Here is a 17516-nt window from a genome sequence, read left to right as displayed (position 1 = left end):
ATGACCCCCAAACCGAAGTTACCCACCCTTGCCGTCGTCCGTGAAGACAAGGTTCCACCCGACGCCCGCGTGCCTCTCACGCCACGGCAGACCGCCGACCTCATCTCCAAAGGCTACGACGTGGTAGTACAGTCCAGCGGGCACCGCTGCTTCCCCGATCGCGAGTACGAAGCACTGGGGGTACCCGTGCGGGAGGACATCAGCGGACAGGAAGTATTCCTCGGCATCAAGGAGGTGCCGATCGACCGGCTCATCCCCGGAAAAACCTATTGCAATTTTGCCCACGTAGCCAAGTTTCAGCCCTATAACCAGAAGCTGCTGCGTGCCTTGCTGGACAAGAATATCCGGCACATCGATTACGAGTACCTGACCGACGAGCGCGGTCGGCGCCTCATCGCTTTCGGCTACTGGGCAGGAATGGTCGGCGCCCACAACGGGGTTTGGGCCTTCGGGCACCGTACCGGTACGCTGAAGCTGCCCCGGCTGAAGGACCTGCACGATTACGCCGCCGCCAAAAAGGTGTACAAGGCCCTCAGTCTCCCCCCGATCAAGGTCGTGCTTACCGGAACCGGTCGTGTGGGGGCGGGCGCTGCGCGGGTGCTGAGGGATATGGGATTCCGCAAGGTTTCTCCCGCTGAATTTCTCGCGAATCCCGAAGGGGCCGTTTTCACCCAGTTGTCCGTAGAGGACTACGTTCAGCACCCCGGCGGAAAGTCCGTAAAGCGCAGCCATTTTTACGCACACGCGGATGAATACCGGAGCCGTTTCGGCCCCTACTGCGCGGTGGCGGATATTTTCGTTAACGGCATTTTCTGGGATGGAAAGGCTCCGGCCTTCTTTACCGCAGAGGATATGAAACAGGCCGACTTCCGGATCAAAACGATTGCCGACGTGACCTGCGATATCGCACCGGCGGCCAGCGTACCCTCCACCCTGCGGGCAACCACCATTGCCGATCCCGTTTTCGGTTACCAGCCGCGTACGGGCCAGGAAGCCTCCCCCTTTCAGGGTGACGTGGTGGACGTGATGTCAGTAGACAACCTGCCGAGTGAACTGCCCCGCGACGCCAGCAAATCCTTTGGGGAAACCTTCGTGGAAAAGATTCTTCCAGAGTTCACCAATAAAGAAAGCAAGATCCTGCGGCGCGCCACCATTACCGAGGGTGGGCACCTGGGACCTTCCTTTAAGTACCTGGCCGACTTCGCCGCCGGCCTTCCGCAATCCTAAGACCCCGGTCATGACCGTAAACCTGATTTCCGATACCGCCACCCAGCCCACTGCCCCGATGCTGGAAGCCATGTTCGCCGCACGGGTGGGCGACGATGTTTTCCGACAAGACCCGACCGTAAATGAACTGGAAGCCTACGCCGCCGATCTTTTCGGAATGGAGGCCGCGCTGTTCTGCCCCTCGGGTACCATGACCAACCAGCTGGCCATCAAGTGCCATACCCGGGCCCTGGACGAGATCATCTGTGAAGAGAAAAGCCACATTTACCAGTACGAAGGCGGAGTGTACAGTATGCTCTCCAGTGTCAGCATGAATCTCCTGCGGGGGGAGCGCGGCAAGGTGCTGCCCGGGCAGATCGCGAATGCGGTAAAGCCCCACTACGACTGGCTACCCCGCACCCGGTTGGTAGTATTGGAAAATACCTGCAATAAGGGCGGGGGCAGCATCTACACCCTGGGCGAAGCCGCTGCTCTGGTTGCCGAGTCCCGCGAACACGGACTGGCGGTACACCTCGATGGCGCCCGGCTATTCAACGCCCTCGTCGAAACCGGCGAAAGCCCGCAAGCGTGGGGTACGACCTTCGACACCATCTCCATCTGCCTAAGTAAGGGACTGGGCGCACCGGTGGGTAGCCTGCTGCTGGGGCCGACAGACCTGATCGACGAGGCCCGTCGGTACCGCAAAGTACTGGGTGGCGGCATGCGACAGGCCGGTTACCTGGCCGCGGCCGGTCTGTACGCCCTGCAGCATAACATTGACCGGCTGGCCGATGACAATGCCCGGGCCCGGCGGTTGGCGGAGTCGCTCGAGGGTTTACCCTTCGTAGCTTCGGTATCCACTACCGAAACCAACATCTGCATTTTTGATCTGGCAGAAGGGCTTACCGCAGCCCGGTTTCTTGTGGAGTTGGAAAAGGAGGGGATCCTGGCCGTACCCTTCGGTCCGCAAACCATCCGGTTCACGACCCATTTGGGTGTTACCGACGAACAGGTTGATTACGTCATTGACCGTTTACACCGTTATGCCCGCCAGGGCGCGGCACCGGCTGGTGGGTGATGGTGTCGACCGGACAGATCTGCTCGCACAAGAGGCAGGCGATGTCACAGGGACGGTCCACCGCGATCGTGTCGAAAGGACTCACGAAGCCCGCTTCCTGCGGACAGATGGCAACGCAGGCACCGCAGTTGATGCAGGCATTCCAACCTATGCTGAAAAGTACAGGTTGCTGTTTGCTCATATTTTCTTGAATTCTGAAGTTGGGCTGAAATAGTCGGCCATCGTCGCGTACAGCTGCCGGTCGCGTTCGGGGATATTCATATTGTGGAAGATATCGGTCTTGATGCCGTACAGTTTCCACATCTTGTCACCCAGTTCCTCCAGCCAAAGGCGCTGGTATCCTTCCAGCGCACCATCCTGGAGGGGCAGCCCGTCCGCAAGGTGACCAATTATGTAGTCGGCCGCAATCTTTCCTCCGGCCACGGCGGTGTGCAGTCCTCCCCCAGTAATCGGATTAACGTGGCGTGCGGCATCACCGACCAGGATGAGGTTGTCGGCGTACTGCGTGCGTAGCGGGGCGGCCAACGGCACTCCCCCACCCTGTACTTCGAGAATCCGGCAGTCGGCAAACCGCTCCCGGAAAAAGCTTTGGGTGATAAACTTGTCCAGATGCCACCGGGCTGGCCGGTCGGTCATGGTAGCAATGACGCCAAGACCAATCTCCGCGTAGCCGTGCCCCTTCGGAAATACCCAGGCATACCCTCCGGGCGCCCACTCATGACCGGTGACGATCTCCAACAGGCCTTCGGTTTCGACCCGGTCGACGATAAACTGCAGGCAGCCGGCTAACTCCGTGATCTTGATGTGGGTCTGCAGGCCGGCCCACCGACCTACCTGCGATTGTAGTCCGTCGGCACCCACCAGGATGCGGGTGCGAATATCTATAGCTTGATTATACCTGCGCAGGGACACCGTACAGTATCCGTCTGCCTCGGGGCGATATCCCAGTCCCTCCGTTTTCAACCAGACTTCCGCTCCCGCCCGCTCGGCCTGCGTCATGAGGTAGCGATCGAAGCGACGGCGGTCGACGACGTAACCCAGGGGCTTTTTGCCGGGTTCCGACCCGTATTCGTCGGGCTTGAGGCGGCGGTAATCGTGTACCTCGCGGTCGCCGTGCTGGTCGTAAATAGCGAAGCCATAGATCGCTTCGTGAATGAATTCCGCTTCCGGAGCGATGCCTACCTGCTCGAGCGCATGCCGGCTGATGGCCCCTGAACATTGAATGGGCGCGCCAAGCTCTTGTCGTTTGTCTACCAATAATACCCGCAGCCCGGAAGCGGCGGCAAATCGGGCGGTCGTGGAACCGGCCGGTCCGGCACCGATGATGACTACGTCGTAATCTGTTGGGGGCATAGAGCGCATTTGTCTACTGCCAAACCCCATCCCGGTACGGGTGTTCAACCCGGTACCGGGCGTGCTGCCTAATTAACCGGCTTCCAGAACTGGAACCAGCGCTTTCCGGCCCGCTCGCGGTCTTCACGCCTCCGCTCCCGGTCCTTGTCCCGGCGGCGCTTGCGGATCTCCTTTTCCTTGTCGCGATTCCAGATGCTGTACCGCTTCCCCACCACGTAGCGCACGCTCACCGCCGTGTGCGTATCCAGGATGGAAGCTCCACCGGTAACGTTGAGTGCCGGCTTGAAATCGTAGCTCACGTTGATCCTTGCGAAGGTGGCTTCGAGGCCCACGATGCCGGTCACTCCTTTCGGACCGTTGAAGGCGGAACCGGTCTCCTGGTCTATTTCGTCGCTCCAGCCCGCGTGCAGTCCGGCGCCGTAGAACAGGTTGAGCCGGCGACTGAGCAGGGGCTGGTGCTGCTTACCGAGCAGGGTGAGCGTTCCTTCATCTTTTTGCAGGGAAGATAGCACGATGCCCTCCAGTACAAAGTTCTTGTGAATTTGCGGCAGCCGGAGTTGGGCGGTGGCCCCCCATTCCGTACCAACCCGGATGCCCAGGGCGGCATCGTAAGCCTGAGCGGTGACCAGCAGGGGTGCCAGGATAAAAAGAAGCAGGAAGCCTTGTTTCATGCGGCTATAACGCCGCCACCAAACCCTTTGGTTTGCAGCCGCTTCAGATCAGGGCTTCCGTGAGCCGGCGTCCGAGTTCGCTTTTCGGGTGGTGCAAGATCTCCTCCGGGAGTCCCCGCTCTACGATTCGCCCGTCGTCCATCAGCAGTACGCTATCGGTGTACGTAAGGGCCAATCTCAGATTGTGGGTAATGAAGAGCACCCCTACCCCCCTGCGCCGGCAGACGCGCTGCAGCACCCTGACCACTTCGTGCCGCAAAGGGATATCGAGCCCGGAAAGGGCCTCATCGCAAATCAAAATCCGCGGGCGGGCGGCCAGTGCCCGGGCGATGGCTACCCGCTGCCGTTGTCCGCCACTCAGTTCGTTGGGATACTTCTGGCGAAACCGTTCGGGGGGCAGGTCCACGCTCTGCAGCAGTTCCTCCACCGAATCGTTACCGTGGCACTGCGCGATCTCCTCCAGTGCCTCGCCGACCGTGAGTAGTGGATTCAATGAACCCATCACGTCCTGAAAGATCAGCTGCCCGCCCACCAGTCGCCGTATACTGCTGCCGTCGGCCGAGGCCGGCAACCGGCCCTCAGCCACCGTCACCGAGCCCCGCTGAGCCGAAACGAGGCCAACCAGCCAACCGGCAATGGTGCTCTTACCGCATCCACTGGGCCCGATCAAGCCCACCCACTGTCCGCTCCGGATGGCGAATGAACAGTTGGATACGGCCGCCGCCGCTTCAGGCGTATACTGGATCATAAGCTCCGAAACTTCCACGACCACCTCCCCTTGCGCCCTTTGGGCCCGGGAAACTGCGGCACCCGCGCCCGGCGCCCCACTGGAAGCTTTCGAAATGGGGGCCGCCGCGCCGCTGGACGGACGAATCTGTACTAGGCGATCGGTCACACGCGTGAGCAACGCTTCGTCGTGGGCGATAAATAAGAGTCCCATATCATTTTCCCGCCGCAGCTTGTCCAGTAGCCGTACGATGCCCGCTTCCGCCAGGGAGTCCAGGGCGGTGGTGGGTTCGTCGGCCACCAGCAACCGCGGCCGACCGGCCAGTGCCATGGCGATGAGCACCCGTTGCAACTGCCCCCCGCTGAGCTCCCGCGGCAGGGCCACCAGCACCCGTTCCCGGATGGATGCCAGTCCTACCTTTTCTAGCAACTGCGTCAATGTTACCTCGGCATCCTGTCCGGGATCGCCAAGGTGGTGGACGGCTTCCCGCAATTGTCGGCCACAACTCAGGACGGGATTCAGCGCCGATTGCGGCTCCTGGAACACGTACCCGATTTCCCGGCCCCGTACCCTGACCCGCTCGGCCTCCGACAGGTTCAGGAGGTCCACCGCCGTGCCGTCCTTGCGGTGGTAAGCCGCCCGCCCGCGGTCGATACTTGCCGTACCGGGCAGCAGACCAAGCAGGGCATAGGCGGTCAGGCTCTTGCCGGAGCCGGAGGGCCCCACCAAGCCCACCGCTTCGCCCGGAGCGACGGAGAAAGACAACCCTTCTACCACCGGAGGCAGATCCGGGAAGGAAAGACAAAAATCTTCAACGTGCAGAAGCTCGCTCACGGGGGTAACTTATATCCACTCTGGGATTTGCAGCAGTAACTGGTAATCCTGGGCTTCGTAGTCAATGGCCGCGACGTAAGATTCCCGGCCGTTGGAAATCATGAGGTAAGGTACGCGCAAGGGACCATTATAGTGGGCCGCCTGGCGAAATACGTCGGTCGTAAGCGGGACCTTCGGGGCCTTGCATTCAATCAGCAGGAAGGGTCGCATCTGCTGGTCGAAGACCAGGATGTCGGTGCGCCGGGGCTCGCCGTTCACCGCTACGCCCCGCTCGACGGTAATGCGGTTGCGGTTGTACTTCATGTCCTTGATCAGAAAGTGAAGCAGGAGCTGTCGGACAAACTCCTCGGGCTGCAGCACCAGCCATTTCTTGCGAATCTCACACCGCACCATGCGCTGGTTGCCGCTCAGCTTGATCGAAAGGTAGGGGGAGAATCGCTGCAGGCGGAGATCGAGGGCGAAGCGATTGGGAGAGGAGGGATCAGTCACGGTAGGTATTGGCGAGGGCTTGTAAGCGTGGAAACAGCAGCAACAGGGTGCGGTTGAAGTCGGCGTGGCGGTCGTACAGACTTTCCGAGACGCCGTCGAGCATCTCCGGGCGGCTAAGCCGAGGGAGCATCCGCTGAAAGACTTCCTGCATGCCCCCGACGCTGGTGTACACCGAAAGCCAGCGATGCCGGACGAGCCCGTCGATCTGCGGGTGGATCCGCGGCGGAAGGTCAGCACGGGCCGCAGCAAGGCGACGGTAGGCCTTCTCCGTAAAGTCGTGAAATGGAGCCGGCCCGAGAGTATCCCAGTTAAGAAACAGGAAGTAGTCGAAGGCCACGTCGCTGATGACCGGGGCATACCGGCCGTGTCGGGCCCGCAGCGAACGGTTGAGCCGGCGAACGTCTGGGTCCGCATCGGTCAACCGGTCGATGCGGCGATGCATCTCCACCCCCTGGCGAATACCGAGCGGAAGAACCGCCACCTCCCGCCCCCGCACGAGGTCGCCGATGAAGTTGCCCACCTGCAGGTCGGCCGAGTAGTAAGACAATGCCAGGTGGGCCAGGAAATTCAAACGTGTTCCAATTGATGCTTGAAGTAGTTGTAGATATCGACCTGGGCGCGGAAATTCCCGCCGTCGGGGAGCACCTCGCGGTACTGATTGAGCTTCGTGGTGGAGATGATACGCGCGCGCTGGTTGTCGCGCCACTGCATGTCCATCATACGGCGCAGTTCCAACTTGATCAGGTGGTCGTATATGGGCGTGACTACCTCCACGCGCCGGTACAGGTTCCGGTTCATCCAGTCGGCCGAGCCCATGAAAATCTTCTCCTGTCCGTTGTTGCCGAAAATGAAGATGCGGGCGTGCTCCAGGAACCGGTCGATGATGCTGATGATCTTGATATTTTCTCCCTTCCGGGGTACCAGCCGGCAGATGCCGCGCACGATCAGGCGTACCTCCACGCCGGCCCGGGCCGCTTCCCGGAGCTTGGTGATCATGGTATCTTCTTCCAGGCTGTTCATTTTCAGGAAGAGGTAGGCATGCCCACCCTGCTTCGCGATCGCGATCTCCCGGTCGATAAGGTTCAGGAATTCCGTCTCGAGGTTAAAGGGGGCCACCAGGAGGTGTTTGCAGCGCGGGAGTATCAACTTGCCCCGCAGCAGGTCGAAGACCCGCTCCACGTCCTTGCCCAGCGCGGGGCGACAGGTGAGCAGCGCGTGGTCGGTGTACAGTTTGGCCGTTTTCTCGTTGAAGTTGCCGGTTCCGATGTAGCTGTAGTGGATGACCTCGTCTTCTTCCGTGCGCCGCTCGATGTGCAGCAATTTGGTGTGGACCTTTACCGCCGGATAGCTATACCGTACGTAGGCTCCCGCCTCCGTCATCTCTTTGCCCCAGTAGAGGTTGCTGGCCTCATCGAAGCGGGCCTTGGCCTCCACAAAGGCCTCTACCTGTTTGCCCTGCCGGAGGGCGTAAAGCAGGTTGGCTACCACCCGCGAGTTCTTCGCCACGCGGTACAGGGTGATGCGGATCTTGCGCACTTCGGGGTGATCGGCCGCCTCGCGGATCAGATCCGGGATGTAATCGTACTTCTGGTAGGGAAAACTGAGCAGGATATCCGTGGCCTGGATGACCTCCATGATGCTGGCCGCGCCGTCGAGTTTGGGGTGTGGCAGCGGCGGCATGGGTTCGTAGGCCAAGTACTCGCGGCCGGGCGGTTGGGGAAAAGTGAAAAAGTCGTTGAAGTTGTGGTAGCGTGCCCCCGGGATCATGTCGTATTTCGACAGGTTCAGTGCCTTTTTGAGGCGTGCTAGCATCCAGCTGGGCATGTCGCCGTCGTAGAGGAAGCGGGTCGGCAGCCCCAGGTCGCGGGTGGTCAGACTGTGCTCGATCTTCCGCAGGAGGTCACCGTCGAATTCGTTGTCGATGTACAACTCGGCATCGCGGCTGAGCTTGAAACTGTATCCGAAATCGACGCGACGGTCCATCCAGCGCGTCAGGTTGGCGCGCACGACGCTGTCGGTAAAAATTACGTAGTAGCCATCCGGGTCGTCGGCCGGACTGGGCAGAACCAGGAAGCGACCCGTTTTGTCGATGGGCAGTGGCACCAGGGCTACTTCGCCGGTTTCCTCGGCTTCCGGTTCGTTCAGGCTTACGGCCAGACAGAGCTGTCCATCGTCCAGCCAGGGCAGTTCCCGTGCGGCGTTATTATCATCGTCTGTAGGCAGCCAGTGTAGTTCCAGGTGCGGCTGGATGTTCTTCTCGAAGTGGCGCGCCGCGAAAGCGCGTTGCTCCGGATTCATCTGATCGGAGTGGATAAGGTGAATATTCTCGTCGCGAAGCTGGGGCAGGATCTCATCGCGGAAGATGCGACCGAATTCCTCCTGCTGCCGGTACACCTTGCTCCGGATGGCCTTCAACTCGCGTTTAGGCTTGAAGTCGAATAGTTCCTTGCGTTCCGTTTTCGGCAATTTTTTAAACTGCCGCATCGAGGAGACGCGAACCCGGTAAAATTCATCCAGGTTGGAGCTATATATAGCCAGGAACCGGATCCGTTCGTAGAGCGGAACACGCGGGTCGGCGGCTTCCTGCAATACCCGCGCATTGAACTCAAGCCAGGAGGTATCGCGTTTGACTAATTCTCGTGCCAAGGTAGGATGGGTTAACTGCTTAAAGGTATAACAGGGGCGGGTACGCAGGTGCAAGGTAGGCCTTGTATGATCAGCGTATCGTGGCTTCGCGAACAATCCGGCCCGCCAGGTATTAAACGAGCAACTGATATGCCCATGAGACTAATGCAGCACAAGCGGGAAGCCTTTTGGTTCTACCGCTACCTGTCCAACTTCTACGACAAGCTGGTCAACCCCCTGTTTTGGACCGAACCGATGCGCGAAAAAGCCCTCTCCATCGTCGACTGGTCGGAGGGCGACGCACTGAAGGTACTGGACGTGGGGTCTGGTACCGGCTTTACCACGGAAGGCATTGTGCGTCGCGTGCCGGCGAAGAATGTGATCTGCCTCGACCAGAGCCCCCAGCAAATGGAGCGCGCCATGGTCAAACCCGCCCTGGTCGACTGCCGCTTCCGACTCGGCGACGCCGAAAACCTTCCCTTCGAGGACGATACTTTCGACCGCTACGTTTCGGCCGGTTCCATCGAGTACTGGCCCGATCCTAAACGCGGCATCGAGGAAGCCTACCGAGTGATCAAACCCGGAGGTCAGGCCCTGCTGGTAGGTCCCATCGAACCGAAAAACCCGGTAAGTCGGTTCATCGCCAACGCCTGGATGCTGTTCCCGCCGGAAAATGACTACCACCTCTACTTCCACCAGGCCGGCTTTACGGACATCGACTGGGTATACGTACGCCCGCACTGGCAAGAGAACGAACGCTACGGCATCGCCATCGTCGGTACGAAGACCAAACCGGGAGCCAGCCCCAACGCCCGCCCGCGCCGCAGTGCCCGCTCGCTGGTGGAGGCCGAACCGGAGGGCGGCTGGCTGGGCCGCAACCTGCTACTGACCGGACGCCTGATTCTGGGCTCCACCGCCGGATTCCTGTTCATTCCCATGGCCCTGCTCGCCCACGTCACCGCTCCGATCCGCGGGGTGGAAGGAGAGCGCCAACCCCTGAACAAGGAACAAAAGGCCGTACTGTACGGACTCGGCGTGATAGCCGCCATATTCGTCGGCCGGGCCATCCTGCGTCGGCGCTAAGCTTTATGGACCCACTGAACGAACGGATCCGCGACTTTTACGACCAGTCCACGCCTTTGTGGCTCGACACCTGGGGCGAACAGATGCACCATGGGTACTACGGTCCCGACGGTAAACGCAAAGTGGCTCATCAGCAGGCACAGATCGACATGATCGAAGCCCTGCTGGAATGGGGCCTCGCGCCCGACCGCGAGGTAGAGCGCTTCCTGGATGCCGGCTGCGGCGTGGGGGGAAGCAGTCGCTACCTGGCCCGCAAGTACCCACGCGCGCAGGGACTCGGCGTTACCCTCAGTCCCGTACAGGCCCACCGCGGCAATGCCCTTAACCGACAGGAAGAGCTTTCCGGCCGGGTAAACCTCATCGCCAAGGACGTATACGAACTAACCCCGGAGACCAGCGGTCGCTTCGACCTGATCTGGAGCATGGAGTCGGCCGAACATATGGAAGACAAGGAGGGTCTCTTTCGACTGTTTCGCAGCTTATTGCGGCCGGGCGGTCGGTTGCTGATGGCCACATGGTGCCACCGCGACGAACCGCCCTACCTCTCCCCCACCGATCAGTACACCCTGCAGCGTATCTGCGAACTGTACCACCTCCCCCCGCTGGTAAGCCTGAGCGAGTTGGAACGGGCGGCAACCTCAGCCGGCCTGAACCAGGTACGGATGGACGACTGGTCGCAGGCCGTGGAACCATTCTGGGGCGCGGTGATCCGCAGCGGTTTGGATCCGCGCAACTGGCCCGGTTTGTTGCGCGCCGGACAGGGCACCCTCAGCGGAGCCTGGGCCATGAAGTATATGCGCAAGGGCTTCGCCACCGGTGCCATCCGCTACGGGGTACTGGCCGCCGGCCGATAGGTCTCGGGGTATCCGCTAAACCGCCTCGATAAGTTCTCGGGCGTTCTTCAATGCCGACTCGCTGGGCGGGTTCTGGCTCAGCATGGTAGCGATGGCCGTGACCCGTTCGTCGCCGTTGAGTTCGCGTACCTGTGTGATGGTACGGTCGGCGTCCGATTTATCGGTTTTGTAAACGAAGTAGTGCCGATGCGCCCGGCTGGCCACCTGCGGCGAGTGGGTGATGACCACCACCTGGTGGTGACGACTCAGGTCCGTGAGGATACGGCCCATGCGCTGGGCCACGTCGCCACTCACCCCGGCGTCGATCTCGTCGAAGATCAGGGTTGGCAGTTCCATGGCGGAAGCCACCAGGCTTTTGGTGACCAGAGCCAGGCGCGACATTTCGCCTCCGGACGCCGCGTCCTTGATGGCTTGCAGTTTTCCGCCCTTGTTGGCGCTGAACAGGAATCGCACCTCGTCCAGCCCCTGCGCCCCGGGCTGGGCCAGGGGGGTGAAGTCGACCTGCAACCGGGCGTTGGCCATGCTCAGTTCGCCAAGTTGGCGTTGCACCTTACCGGCAAAATCGGGGGCCACGCGCTGGCGTTCCTTACGCAGGGCCTTTCCCTGCTCCACCAGCCGGGCCTGAAGCTTTTCCTGTTCTTTCTCCAGTTTGGTGATGCTGCCGCCCAGGTCGGAAAAGTGGTCCAGGCAGGCCGACAGCTCGCGAAAGATTTCCAGCAATTCCCCGTTCGTCTTCACGGAGTGCTTGGTCTGTAACCGGTAGAGCAGGTTCAGCCGCTCCTCAATCTCTTCCAGGCGCTCGGGACTAACGTCGGTATCCTCACCGAAGGCTTCCAGGTCCGAGGCTACCTCCTCAAGTTCCAGTCGGATGCTTTCGAATCGCTCGGAGATGGACTGCAGTTGTGGGTCGCCCGCCGCCAGGGGGGTAAGTTTTACCGAGATCGCTAACAGGCGATCGGTTACCGACTCGTCGGCTTCCGTCAGGTAGTGAAATACCCCGGAGGTAAGTTGCTTGATTTCATCGGCGTTGCTCAGGCGGTGGCGCTCCGCCTCCAGACTCTCCTGCTCGTTCTCGCGCAGATTGGCCTCTTCCAGTTCATTGACCTGGAATTCCAGAAACTCCTGCTCGCGGCGGGCCTGGGCCTGTTCTTCACGCAACTGGTGCAGGCGGCGCTTGACCTGTTGTAGCTGCTGGTATTCCTGCCGGTAGGCGCGTACCGCTTCCCGCTGTCCGGCCAGCGCATCCAGCAATTCCAGCTGGAAGTCGCTGTTGTTAATGTACAGGGTATCAAACTGCTGGTGCAGGTCGATAAGGGTGCTTCCGAGCTCCTGCAACACCTTCAGATTGACCGGCGTATCGTTGACGAAAGCTCGGCTCTTACCTGAGGGGGTGATCTCCCGGCGGATGATCAGTTCTGCGTCGTAGTCCAGGTCGTTATCGGCGAAAAAGGGGCGCAGATCGTAGGCTGCGATGTCAAAACGACCTTCGATTACGCACTTGCGGCTATCATCGAACAGCGTTTTGGTGTCCGCACGGCCGCCGAGGATAAGGTTCAGGGCACCCAGGACGATGGACTTGCCCGCCCCGGTTTCGCCGGTGATGATGCTGAGTCCCGTGGCGAACTCCAGCGTCAACTCCTCGATGATGGCGTAATTGCGGATGTGCAGCCGTTTGATCATAGACGTATTTGTTGGAAAAGGTCAAATTTACAACGTAAACCACGGGCACCGAAACGCGATTGCCCGTATTCTGTTTCCCGAACGGAATTATTGCTTCCCGAAATTTATGGTTAGCTTCACTCACACACTCACCCAACGTAATTATCCGGTATGAATTGGTGGGTATATCCCCTTACCGCCCTGATTCCCCTTTTGGTCGGCGCCGTTTATTACAATGAACGGGTCGTCGGTGGAATTTGGATGCGCGCTACCGGTCTTGATGCCGAAAAGCTGCAAGGGGGTAACATGGCGGTCATCTTTGGTATGGCCTACCTTTTCAGCGTGCTGATTGCCCTGGTGATGCCCTTCCTGGTTATTCACCAAACTGCCTTGGACAGCCTGTTCATGATGCAGGAAGGCTTCGGGGAAGCCGGCAGCGCCCTTACCCGGGAAGTTGAGGCCTTCGCCGAGTCCACCGATCTTCATCACCTGCACCGGAGCTTCGGTCACGGATTTTTTCACGGTGCACTCATGGCCGTCGTGTTTGTCGGAAGCATTCTGGGCATCAATGCCCTCTTCGAACGGCGGCGGTGGAACTACGTACTCATCCACGTCGGATACTGGACGATCACCCTCGGTCTTATGGGCGGGGTGATCTGTGAATTTCTAAATCGTGCCTGATTAACCCCTGTTTTGTCTTCTTCTCCCTGGTCCTACACCCGAAATCAACGAAGCGGCCTGATCATTCTCCTGCTGCTGCTTGCCTCTACTTATTATCTGACGCACCACTGGCCCGGGCCGGCAGGGGTCGACTATTCGACCGCTGATTCCACCCTGTTCGCTGCGGCAGACCGCATGCGCACATCGGCTCCTGCGACCGGCCCACGCCCCGCCGCATCCTTTCCCTTCGATCCCAATACCGTGCCCGCTGACGATCTGCAGCGGTTGGGACTGAGTGAGCGGCAAGCCACCGCCTGGATCCGCTACCGCGACAAGCGGCCCTTGCGCTCGGCGGCCGACATCGGTCGGCTGCGGGTCCTGCAGCCCGAGCAGGCCATTCGTCTGCAGGAGCTCGCCCGCTTCCCTCCCCCCGATCGAAAGACCAAAACCGTAGCGGCAGGGCAGGCCTCTCCGCCCGAACGATTTTTCTTCGATCCCAATACCGTGTCGGCCGACAGCCTGCGGCGACTGGGCTTCAATGAGCGGGAAACGGCGGCGCTAATGCGTTACCGCAGCTACCGCCCCCTGACCTTCCAAAAACCGGACGATCTGCGGCGCGTGCGGGCCCTGGATACCGGTCGCTTGAACGAGGTGATGGACCTCGTACGCATTGCCTTACCCGAGGATACGGCACCCGCAGACCTCGCCCCGAATAAACAGGTGGCGGCAATTGACACCATTTCCGTTGTCGACATCAACCAGGCGGGGCTGGACGAATGGACGCGCCTTCCCGGCATCGGCCCCTCCCGCGCCCGACGCATCCTGGAGTACCGCGAGCGGCTAGGCGGTTTCGCCACGGTGGACCAGGTCGCAACTACCTACGGTATACCGGATTCCGTGTACCGGGAAATCTTGCCACTCCTCCGCGCCAGTCCGATCGTACGGCCGCTGTACATCAACCGGCTGAGTGCCGAGGAACTAGCCCACCACCCCTTGCTGAAGCGCAGTACCGCGACCGTGCTGGTGCGCTACCGGGAAAATCACGGACCTTTCCGCAGCGCTGAAGACCTGAAAAAAGTGCGGGCGCTCTCCACCGAAACCCTTCACGCGCTGTTGCCCTACCTGAACTTCCAGCTATGAACCACCTCTTTTCGTTGATCGGCAACACCCCCCTGGTCGACTTGTCCAGTTTGCAATCCAACCCCAAGATCAAGCTGCTCGGGAAACTAGAAGGACAGAATCCCGGCGGCTCCGTCAAGGACCGGGCGGCCTTCAGCATGATCCAGGGTATGCTTTCCCGGGGGGAACTCACGGAGGGCAAACGGCTGCTGGAAGCCACCAGCGGCAACACCGGGATCGCCATCGCCATGATCGCCGCCAGCCTGCACCTGCCAGTGACTTTGATCATGCCCGACAACAGCACCGGAGAACGCGTCAAAACCATGCAGGCCTACGGGGCGGAAGTGATCCTGACGCCGGCCGACCGCACCATCGAGTACAGCCGTGAACTGGCCCAGGAAATGGAAGACGGCGGCGGCTACGTGCAAGTCAACCAGTTCTCCAACGAAGACAACTGGAAGGCCCACTACCGCACCACGGGCCCGGAAATCTGGCGCGATACGGAAGGAAAAATTACGCACTTCGTGAGCAGTATGGGCACCACTGGCACGATCACCGGCACCGGTCGGTATTTGCACGAACAGTCGCCAGGCGTCCAGATCGTCGGTGTACAGCCCACCGACGGCAGCAGTATCCCCGGCATCCGCCGGTGGAGCCCCGAATTCGTTCCCGCAATCTACGACGAGCGGCAGGTAGACCAGAAGATCGACGTAAGCGAGGATGAGGCCGTAGCCATGAGCGCGCGTCTGGCACGGGAGTGCGGTGTTTTCGCCGGGACCAGTTCCGGTGGTGCCACGGCCGCGGCCCTTCGGTTGGCCGAAGGTCTGGACCAGGCCTTGATCGTCTGCATCATCTGCGATCGGGGCGACCGCTACCTCTCTACTCTCTGACTTCCGGCAGCACCCACGGCTTGGTGGCGAACCAGTGCCATTCGATCCGGGCCAGATCAACGGAAGGATCGATAAAGGCCTGACGCCGCCGCCCGTTGAGCCGTACCTTGAATTCTCCGTACACTTTTACCGGCCCGGCCGCCATGTCGCGCAAGTGGTGGGCGTACTGCAGGATCATGTCGGGGTGCGTCACCAACTTGTTGTACTGCCGCTCGTCCAGACTGTCGGACGGAAACACATTCCGCACTTCCCCTTGCCCATTCACTACCCGGTAGAATCCACTGCCCTGTTTCGTGCGCAGCATCATGCGCCAGCTGTAGCGGTGTCCCTCCTCGGTCCAGTCCACGTCCGAACCAAACAGGTGATTGCGCAAGGGCAATAGTACATGCACGGCCACCAACAGGATCAGGGCGGCGGGGCGCGGGTGCCATAATTTGTCCGGGGAAACCGGCTTGGTGAGTCGCGCACGCCAGTCCCGCTGCCACTTACCGATCATCGCAAATCGCCGGGCAAGTCGGTTCACCACCTGCAGCGGCCAGTCGGGCGCGAAGAACAGGCTCGTCAACACCAGGGAGAGGTAGGGGAAGATACCGATATTGAAGATCAGGTGGTTGGTGGCGTGAAACAGCAGCAGCAGCCCAAGCGCCACCCAGCGCAGCCGGCGGTGCAGCAGCATAAAGGGGGCAAGCAGGTCGAGCAACATGCCGCCCCAGGCCATCACGTAGGCGGTTTCTTTCAGGGCGAAGAGGGGCCCCAGGACGGGCATTTCGGCCCGTGCCGCCAGCCAGAGGTGCAGGGGCAAGGCCTCGATGAGCCAATCGTAACTGATCTTGTTGATGCCGCCGAAGAAGTACACCAGCCCCATCAGTAGCGGAAAGACGTACACACTCCACCGGGGGGCAACCGGCGACCACTGCGTGGGGTCACGACGGACATCCATTGACCACTCGCGCCAGGCGGGGGTAAAAACCAGCAACCACGCCAGCCAGACGAACAGGTAGGCGTGGTTGAGGTAGTGGGCCTTTTCCAGCAGGAACAGATAGGTGAAGCTAAGGGCGAAAAGCGGCGCCGTGATCCCAAAGCGCCAGCCCGCGGCCACCGCCAGGCCGGAAAGGAAGCCGACGACGAAGAACAGACCCATCCAGGGTTCCGGCAGGGAGTGTACCCACTCAAAACCGAAGTAGCGAAACGTGAAACCGGAGTAAGCATCGCGCAGCCAGTGGTAATAGATGCCGTTGCCCAGGATATCGCCGGCACCGAGCAATCCCAGCGCGACCCGCAGCCATACCAGGGTATACATGGGGACGACGGCCGGAGAATCGGTGCGGTTCGGCAACGCTACGGGGAAAATTTAAGGGGTTCGGGGCGCCGGAACCGTCCGGCTAGAGCTTACAGGTGCCGTTCGGCGTGGTAACTGCTCCGCACCAGGGGACCGCTCTCGACAAAGTCGAAACCCTTGGACATACCGAGCGCCTTGTAATGGGCGAAGGTATCGGGAGTCACGAAGCTGTCGACCGCCAGGTGCATGGCCGTGGGTTGTAGGTACTGACCGATGGTCACCACGTCAACACCGCATTCGGCCAGGTCGTCCAGGATTCGCTCCACCTGCTCTTCCGTTTCGCCGAGACCGACCATAAAGCCGGTCTTGGTGCGCTTGCCGGCGTCCTTGATGCGCTTCAGTTCTTCGAGGCTGCGGTGGTACCGGCCCTGGGGGCGAACCTTGCGGTAAAGCTCCTCCACCGTTTCCATGTTGTGGCTCACCACCTCCTGGCCGCCGTCGATCATGCGATACAGGGCATCCCAGTTGCCGCGTACGTCGGGGATCAGGGTTTCGATGGTCACCTGGGGGGTGCGTTCCTTGATCTGCCGGACGGTCTGGTACCAGATCTCGGCACCGCGGTCTTTCAGTTCGTCGCGATTGACGGATGTCAGGACGGCGTGCTTGACCTGCATCAGGTCGATGGCTTCGGCTACGCGGCGGGGTTCGTCCTCGTCGTATTCGGTGGGACGGCCGGTCTTGACGGCGCAGAAGCTGCAGGATCGGGTGCAAACATTGCCCAGGATCATGAAAGTCGCCGTGCCGGCTCCCCAGCACTCGCCCATATTCGGACAGTTGCCGCTCTGGCATATGGTGTGCAGCTGGTACTCGTCGACGAGCTTGCGCACCCGCTTGTAATCGGGGCCAATGGGCAGTTTGACGCGCAACCAGTCGGGTTTACGTTGACGTTCGGCGCGGGCGGGAGCTACTGGGAGATCAATCATAACTAT

At 60.7% G+C, this 17516-nt stretch carries 17 protein-coding genes; 7 read left to right on the top strand and 10 right to left on the bottom strand.

Annotation, left to right across the window (positions count from 1 at the left end; all coding sequences use genetic code 11):
- On the top strand, positions 1 to 1227 hold the full coding sequence (locus E4021_RS01465; protein ID WP_136456119.1) for an NAD(P)-dependent oxidoreductase: 1227 nt from the start codon (positions 1 to 3) through the stop codon (positions 1225 to 1227).
- A 10-nt stretch (positions 1228 to 1237) separates the two neighbouring features.
- Entirely contained in the window at positions 1238 to 2284 is a 1047-nt protein-coding gene (locus E4021_RS01460) for a threonine aldolase family protein (RefSeq protein WP_136456118.1), read from the top strand.
- On the opposite strand, the gene E4021_RS18530 is transcribed toward E4021_RS01460, so the two are convergent.
- The 7 genes from E4021_RS18530 to ppk1 all read right to left on the bottom strand — a co-directional run bounded on the left by E4021_RS18530 (position 2229) and on the right by ppk1 (position 9004).
- Positions 2229 to 2465, bottom strand: coding sequence for a 4Fe-4S binding protein (locus E4021_RS18530; RefSeq protein WP_136456117.1), 237 nt, complete (start codon positions 2463 to 2465; stop codon positions 2229 to 2231). The genes E4021_RS01460 and E4021_RS18530 overlap by 56 nt on opposite strands.
- On the bottom strand, positions 2462 to 3637 hold the full coding sequence (locus tag E4021_RS01450) for a geranylgeranyl reductase family protein (RefSeq protein ID WP_168797414.1): 1176 nt from the start codon (positions 3635 to 3637) through the stop codon (positions 2462 to 2464). The genes E4021_RS18530 and E4021_RS01450 overlap by 4 nt, the downstream gene beginning before the upstream one ends.
- 68 nt (positions 3638 to 3705) lie before the next feature.
- On the bottom strand, positions 3706 to 4308 hold the full coding sequence (locus E4021_RS01445; protein ID WP_136456115.1) for a hypothetical protein: 603 nt from the start codon (positions 4306 to 4308) through the stop codon (positions 3706 to 3708).
- A gap of 43 nt (positions 4309 to 4351) precedes the next feature.
- Entirely contained in the window at positions 4352 to 5869 is a 1518-nt protein-coding gene (locus tag E4021_RS01440) for an ABC transporter ATP-binding protein (protein WP_136456114.1), read from the bottom strand.
- 9 nt (positions 5870 to 5878) lie between these two features.
- Positions 5879 to 6358, bottom strand: coding sequence for a type I restriction enzyme HsdR N-terminal domain-containing protein (locus E4021_RS01435; RefSeq protein WP_246050192.1), 480 nt, complete (start codon positions 6356 to 6358; stop codon positions 5879 to 5881).
- Entirely contained in the window at positions 6351 to 6929 is a 579-nt protein-coding gene (locus E4021_RS01430) for an acyl carrier protein phosphodiesterase (RefSeq protein WP_136456113.1), read from the bottom strand. The genes E4021_RS01435 and E4021_RS01430 overlap by 8 nt, the downstream gene beginning before the upstream one ends.
- Positions 6926 to 9004, bottom strand: a complete 2079-nt coding sequence (gene ppk1, locus E4021_RS01425) for a polyphosphate kinase 1 (RefSeq protein WP_136456112.1) — start codon at positions 9002 to 9004, stop codon at positions 6926 to 6928. Before ppk1 ends, E4021_RS01430 begins: the two co-directional genes overlap by 4 nt.
- A gap of 129 nt (positions 9005 to 9133) precedes the next feature.
- Here ppk1 and E4021_RS01420 point away from each other — a divergent pair, with 129 nt between their 5' ends.
- Together E4021_RS01420 and E4021_RS01415 are read left to right on the top strand one after the other, a co-directional pair.
- Positions 9134 to 10066 carry a methyltransferase domain-containing protein gene (locus E4021_RS01420; RefSeq protein ID WP_168797413.1) on the top strand — a complete coding sequence of 311 codons (933 nt, stop codon included), beginning with the start codon at positions 9134 to 9136 and terminating at the stop codon, positions 10064 to 10066.
- Between the two features lie 5 nt (positions 10067 to 10071).
- Entirely contained in the window at positions 10072 to 10920 is an 849-nt protein-coding gene (locus E4021_RS01415) for a methyltransferase domain-containing protein (protein WP_136456110.1), read from the top strand.
- 15 nt (positions 10921 to 10935) lie between these two features.
- On the opposite strand, the gene recN is transcribed toward E4021_RS01415, so the two are convergent.
- On the bottom strand, positions 10936 to 12600 hold the full coding sequence (gene recN / locus E4021_RS01410) for a DNA repair protein RecN (RefSeq protein ID WP_136456109.1): 1665 nt from the start codon (positions 12598 to 12600) through the stop codon (positions 10936 to 10938).
- A 150-nt stretch (positions 12601 to 12750) separates the two neighbouring features.
- Here recN and E4021_RS01405 point away from each other — a divergent pair, with 150 nt between their 5' ends.
- From E4021_RS01405 to cysM, 3 genes are read left to right on the top strand one after another with little or no spacing between them, the layout of a single operon-like run.
- The gene (locus E4021_RS01405) at positions 12751 to 13260 is read left to right on the top strand and encodes a DUF1761 domain-containing protein (protein ID WP_136456108.1); all 510 of its coding nucleotides are present in this window, start codon (positions 12751 to 12753) and stop codon (positions 13258 to 13260) included.
- A 12-nt stretch (positions 13261 to 13272) separates the two neighbouring features.
- On the top strand, positions 13273 to 14379 hold the full coding sequence (locus E4021_RS01400; RefSeq protein WP_136456107.1) for a helix-hairpin-helix domain-containing protein: 1107 nt from the start codon (positions 13273 to 13275) through the stop codon (positions 14377 to 14379).
- On the top strand, positions 14376 to 15248 hold the full coding sequence (gene cysM, locus E4021_RS01395; RefSeq protein WP_136456106.1) for a cysteine synthase CysM: 873 nt from the start codon (positions 14376 to 14378) through the stop codon (positions 15246 to 15248). The genes E4021_RS01400 and cysM overlap by 4 nt, the downstream gene beginning before the upstream one ends.
- Here cysM and E4021_RS01390 read toward each other — a convergent pair.
- Complete coding sequence (locus E4021_RS01390) at positions 15238 to 16584, bottom strand: HTTM domain-containing protein (RefSeq protein WP_246050191.1); 1347 nt, start codon at positions 16582 to 16584, stop codon at positions 15238 to 15240. The two genes, cysM and E4021_RS01390, sit on opposite strands and share 11 nt — an antisense overlap.
- A 53-nt stretch (positions 16585 to 16637) precedes the next feature.
- Complete coding sequence (lipA, locus tag E4021_RS01385) at positions 16638 to 17510, bottom strand: lipoyl synthase (RefSeq protein WP_136456105.1); 873 nt, start codon at positions 17508 to 17510, stop codon at positions 16638 to 16640.
- Positions 17511 to 17516 lie beyond the last annotated feature (6 nt).

The sequence above is a fragment of the Neolewinella litorea genome, from assembly GCF_004803465.1.
Taxonomy (GTDB): domain Bacteria; phylum Bacteroidota; class Bacteroidia; order Chitinophagales; family Saprospiraceae; genus Neolewinella; species Neolewinella litorea.
The sequence above is the reverse complement of the archived record's forward strand: the minus strand, read 5'-3'. Positions and strand labels throughout refer to the sequence as shown.

What these genes read in the sequence shown, in the direction of transcription:
- E4021_RS01415 (WP_136456110.1), top strand. Translation starts at nt 10,072, where the DNA reads ATGGACCCACTGAACGAACGGATCCGCGACTTTTACGACCAGTCCACG.
- cysM (WP_136456106.1), top strand. Translation starts at nt 14,376, where the DNA reads ATGAACCACCTCTTTTCGTTGATCGGCAACACCCCCCTGGTCGACTTG.
- E4021_RS01420 (WP_168797413.1), top strand. Translation starts at nt 9,134, where the DNA reads ATGCCCATGAGACTAATGCAGCACAAGCGGGAAGCCTTTTGGTTCTAC.
- lipA (WP_136456105.1), bottom strand. Translation starts at nt 17,510, where the DNA reads ATGATTGATCTCCCAGTAGCTCCCGCCCGCGCCGAACGTCAACGTAAA.
- E4021_RS01460 (WP_136456118.1), top strand. Translation starts at nt 1,238, where the DNA reads ATGACCGTAAACCTGATTTCCGATACCGCCACCCAGCCCACTGCCCCG.
- recN (WP_136456109.1), bottom strand. Translation starts at nt 12,600, where the DNA reads ATGATCAAACGGCTGCACATCCGCAATTACGCCATCATCGAGGAGTTG.
- E4021_RS01445 (WP_136456115.1), bottom strand. Translation starts at nt 4,308, where the DNA reads ATGAAACAAGGCTTCCTGCTTCTTTTTATCCTGGCACCCCTGCTGGTC.
- E4021_RS01405 (WP_136456108.1), top strand. Translation starts at nt 12,751, where the DNA reads ATGAATTGGTGGGTATATCCCCTTACCGCCCTGATTCCCCTTTTGGTC.
- E4021_RS01450 (WP_168797414.1), bottom strand. Translation starts at nt 3,637, where the DNA reads ATGCCCCCAACAGATTACGACGTAGTCATCATCGGTGCCGGACCGGCC.
- E4021_RS01465 (WP_136456119.1), top strand. Translation starts at nt 1, where the DNA reads ATGACCCCCAAACCGAAGTTACCCACCCTTGCCGTCGTCCGTGAAGAC.
- E4021_RS18530 (WP_136456117.1), bottom strand. Translation starts at nt 2,465, where the DNA reads ATGAGCAAACAGCAACCTGTACTTTTCAGCATAGGTTGGAATGCCTGC.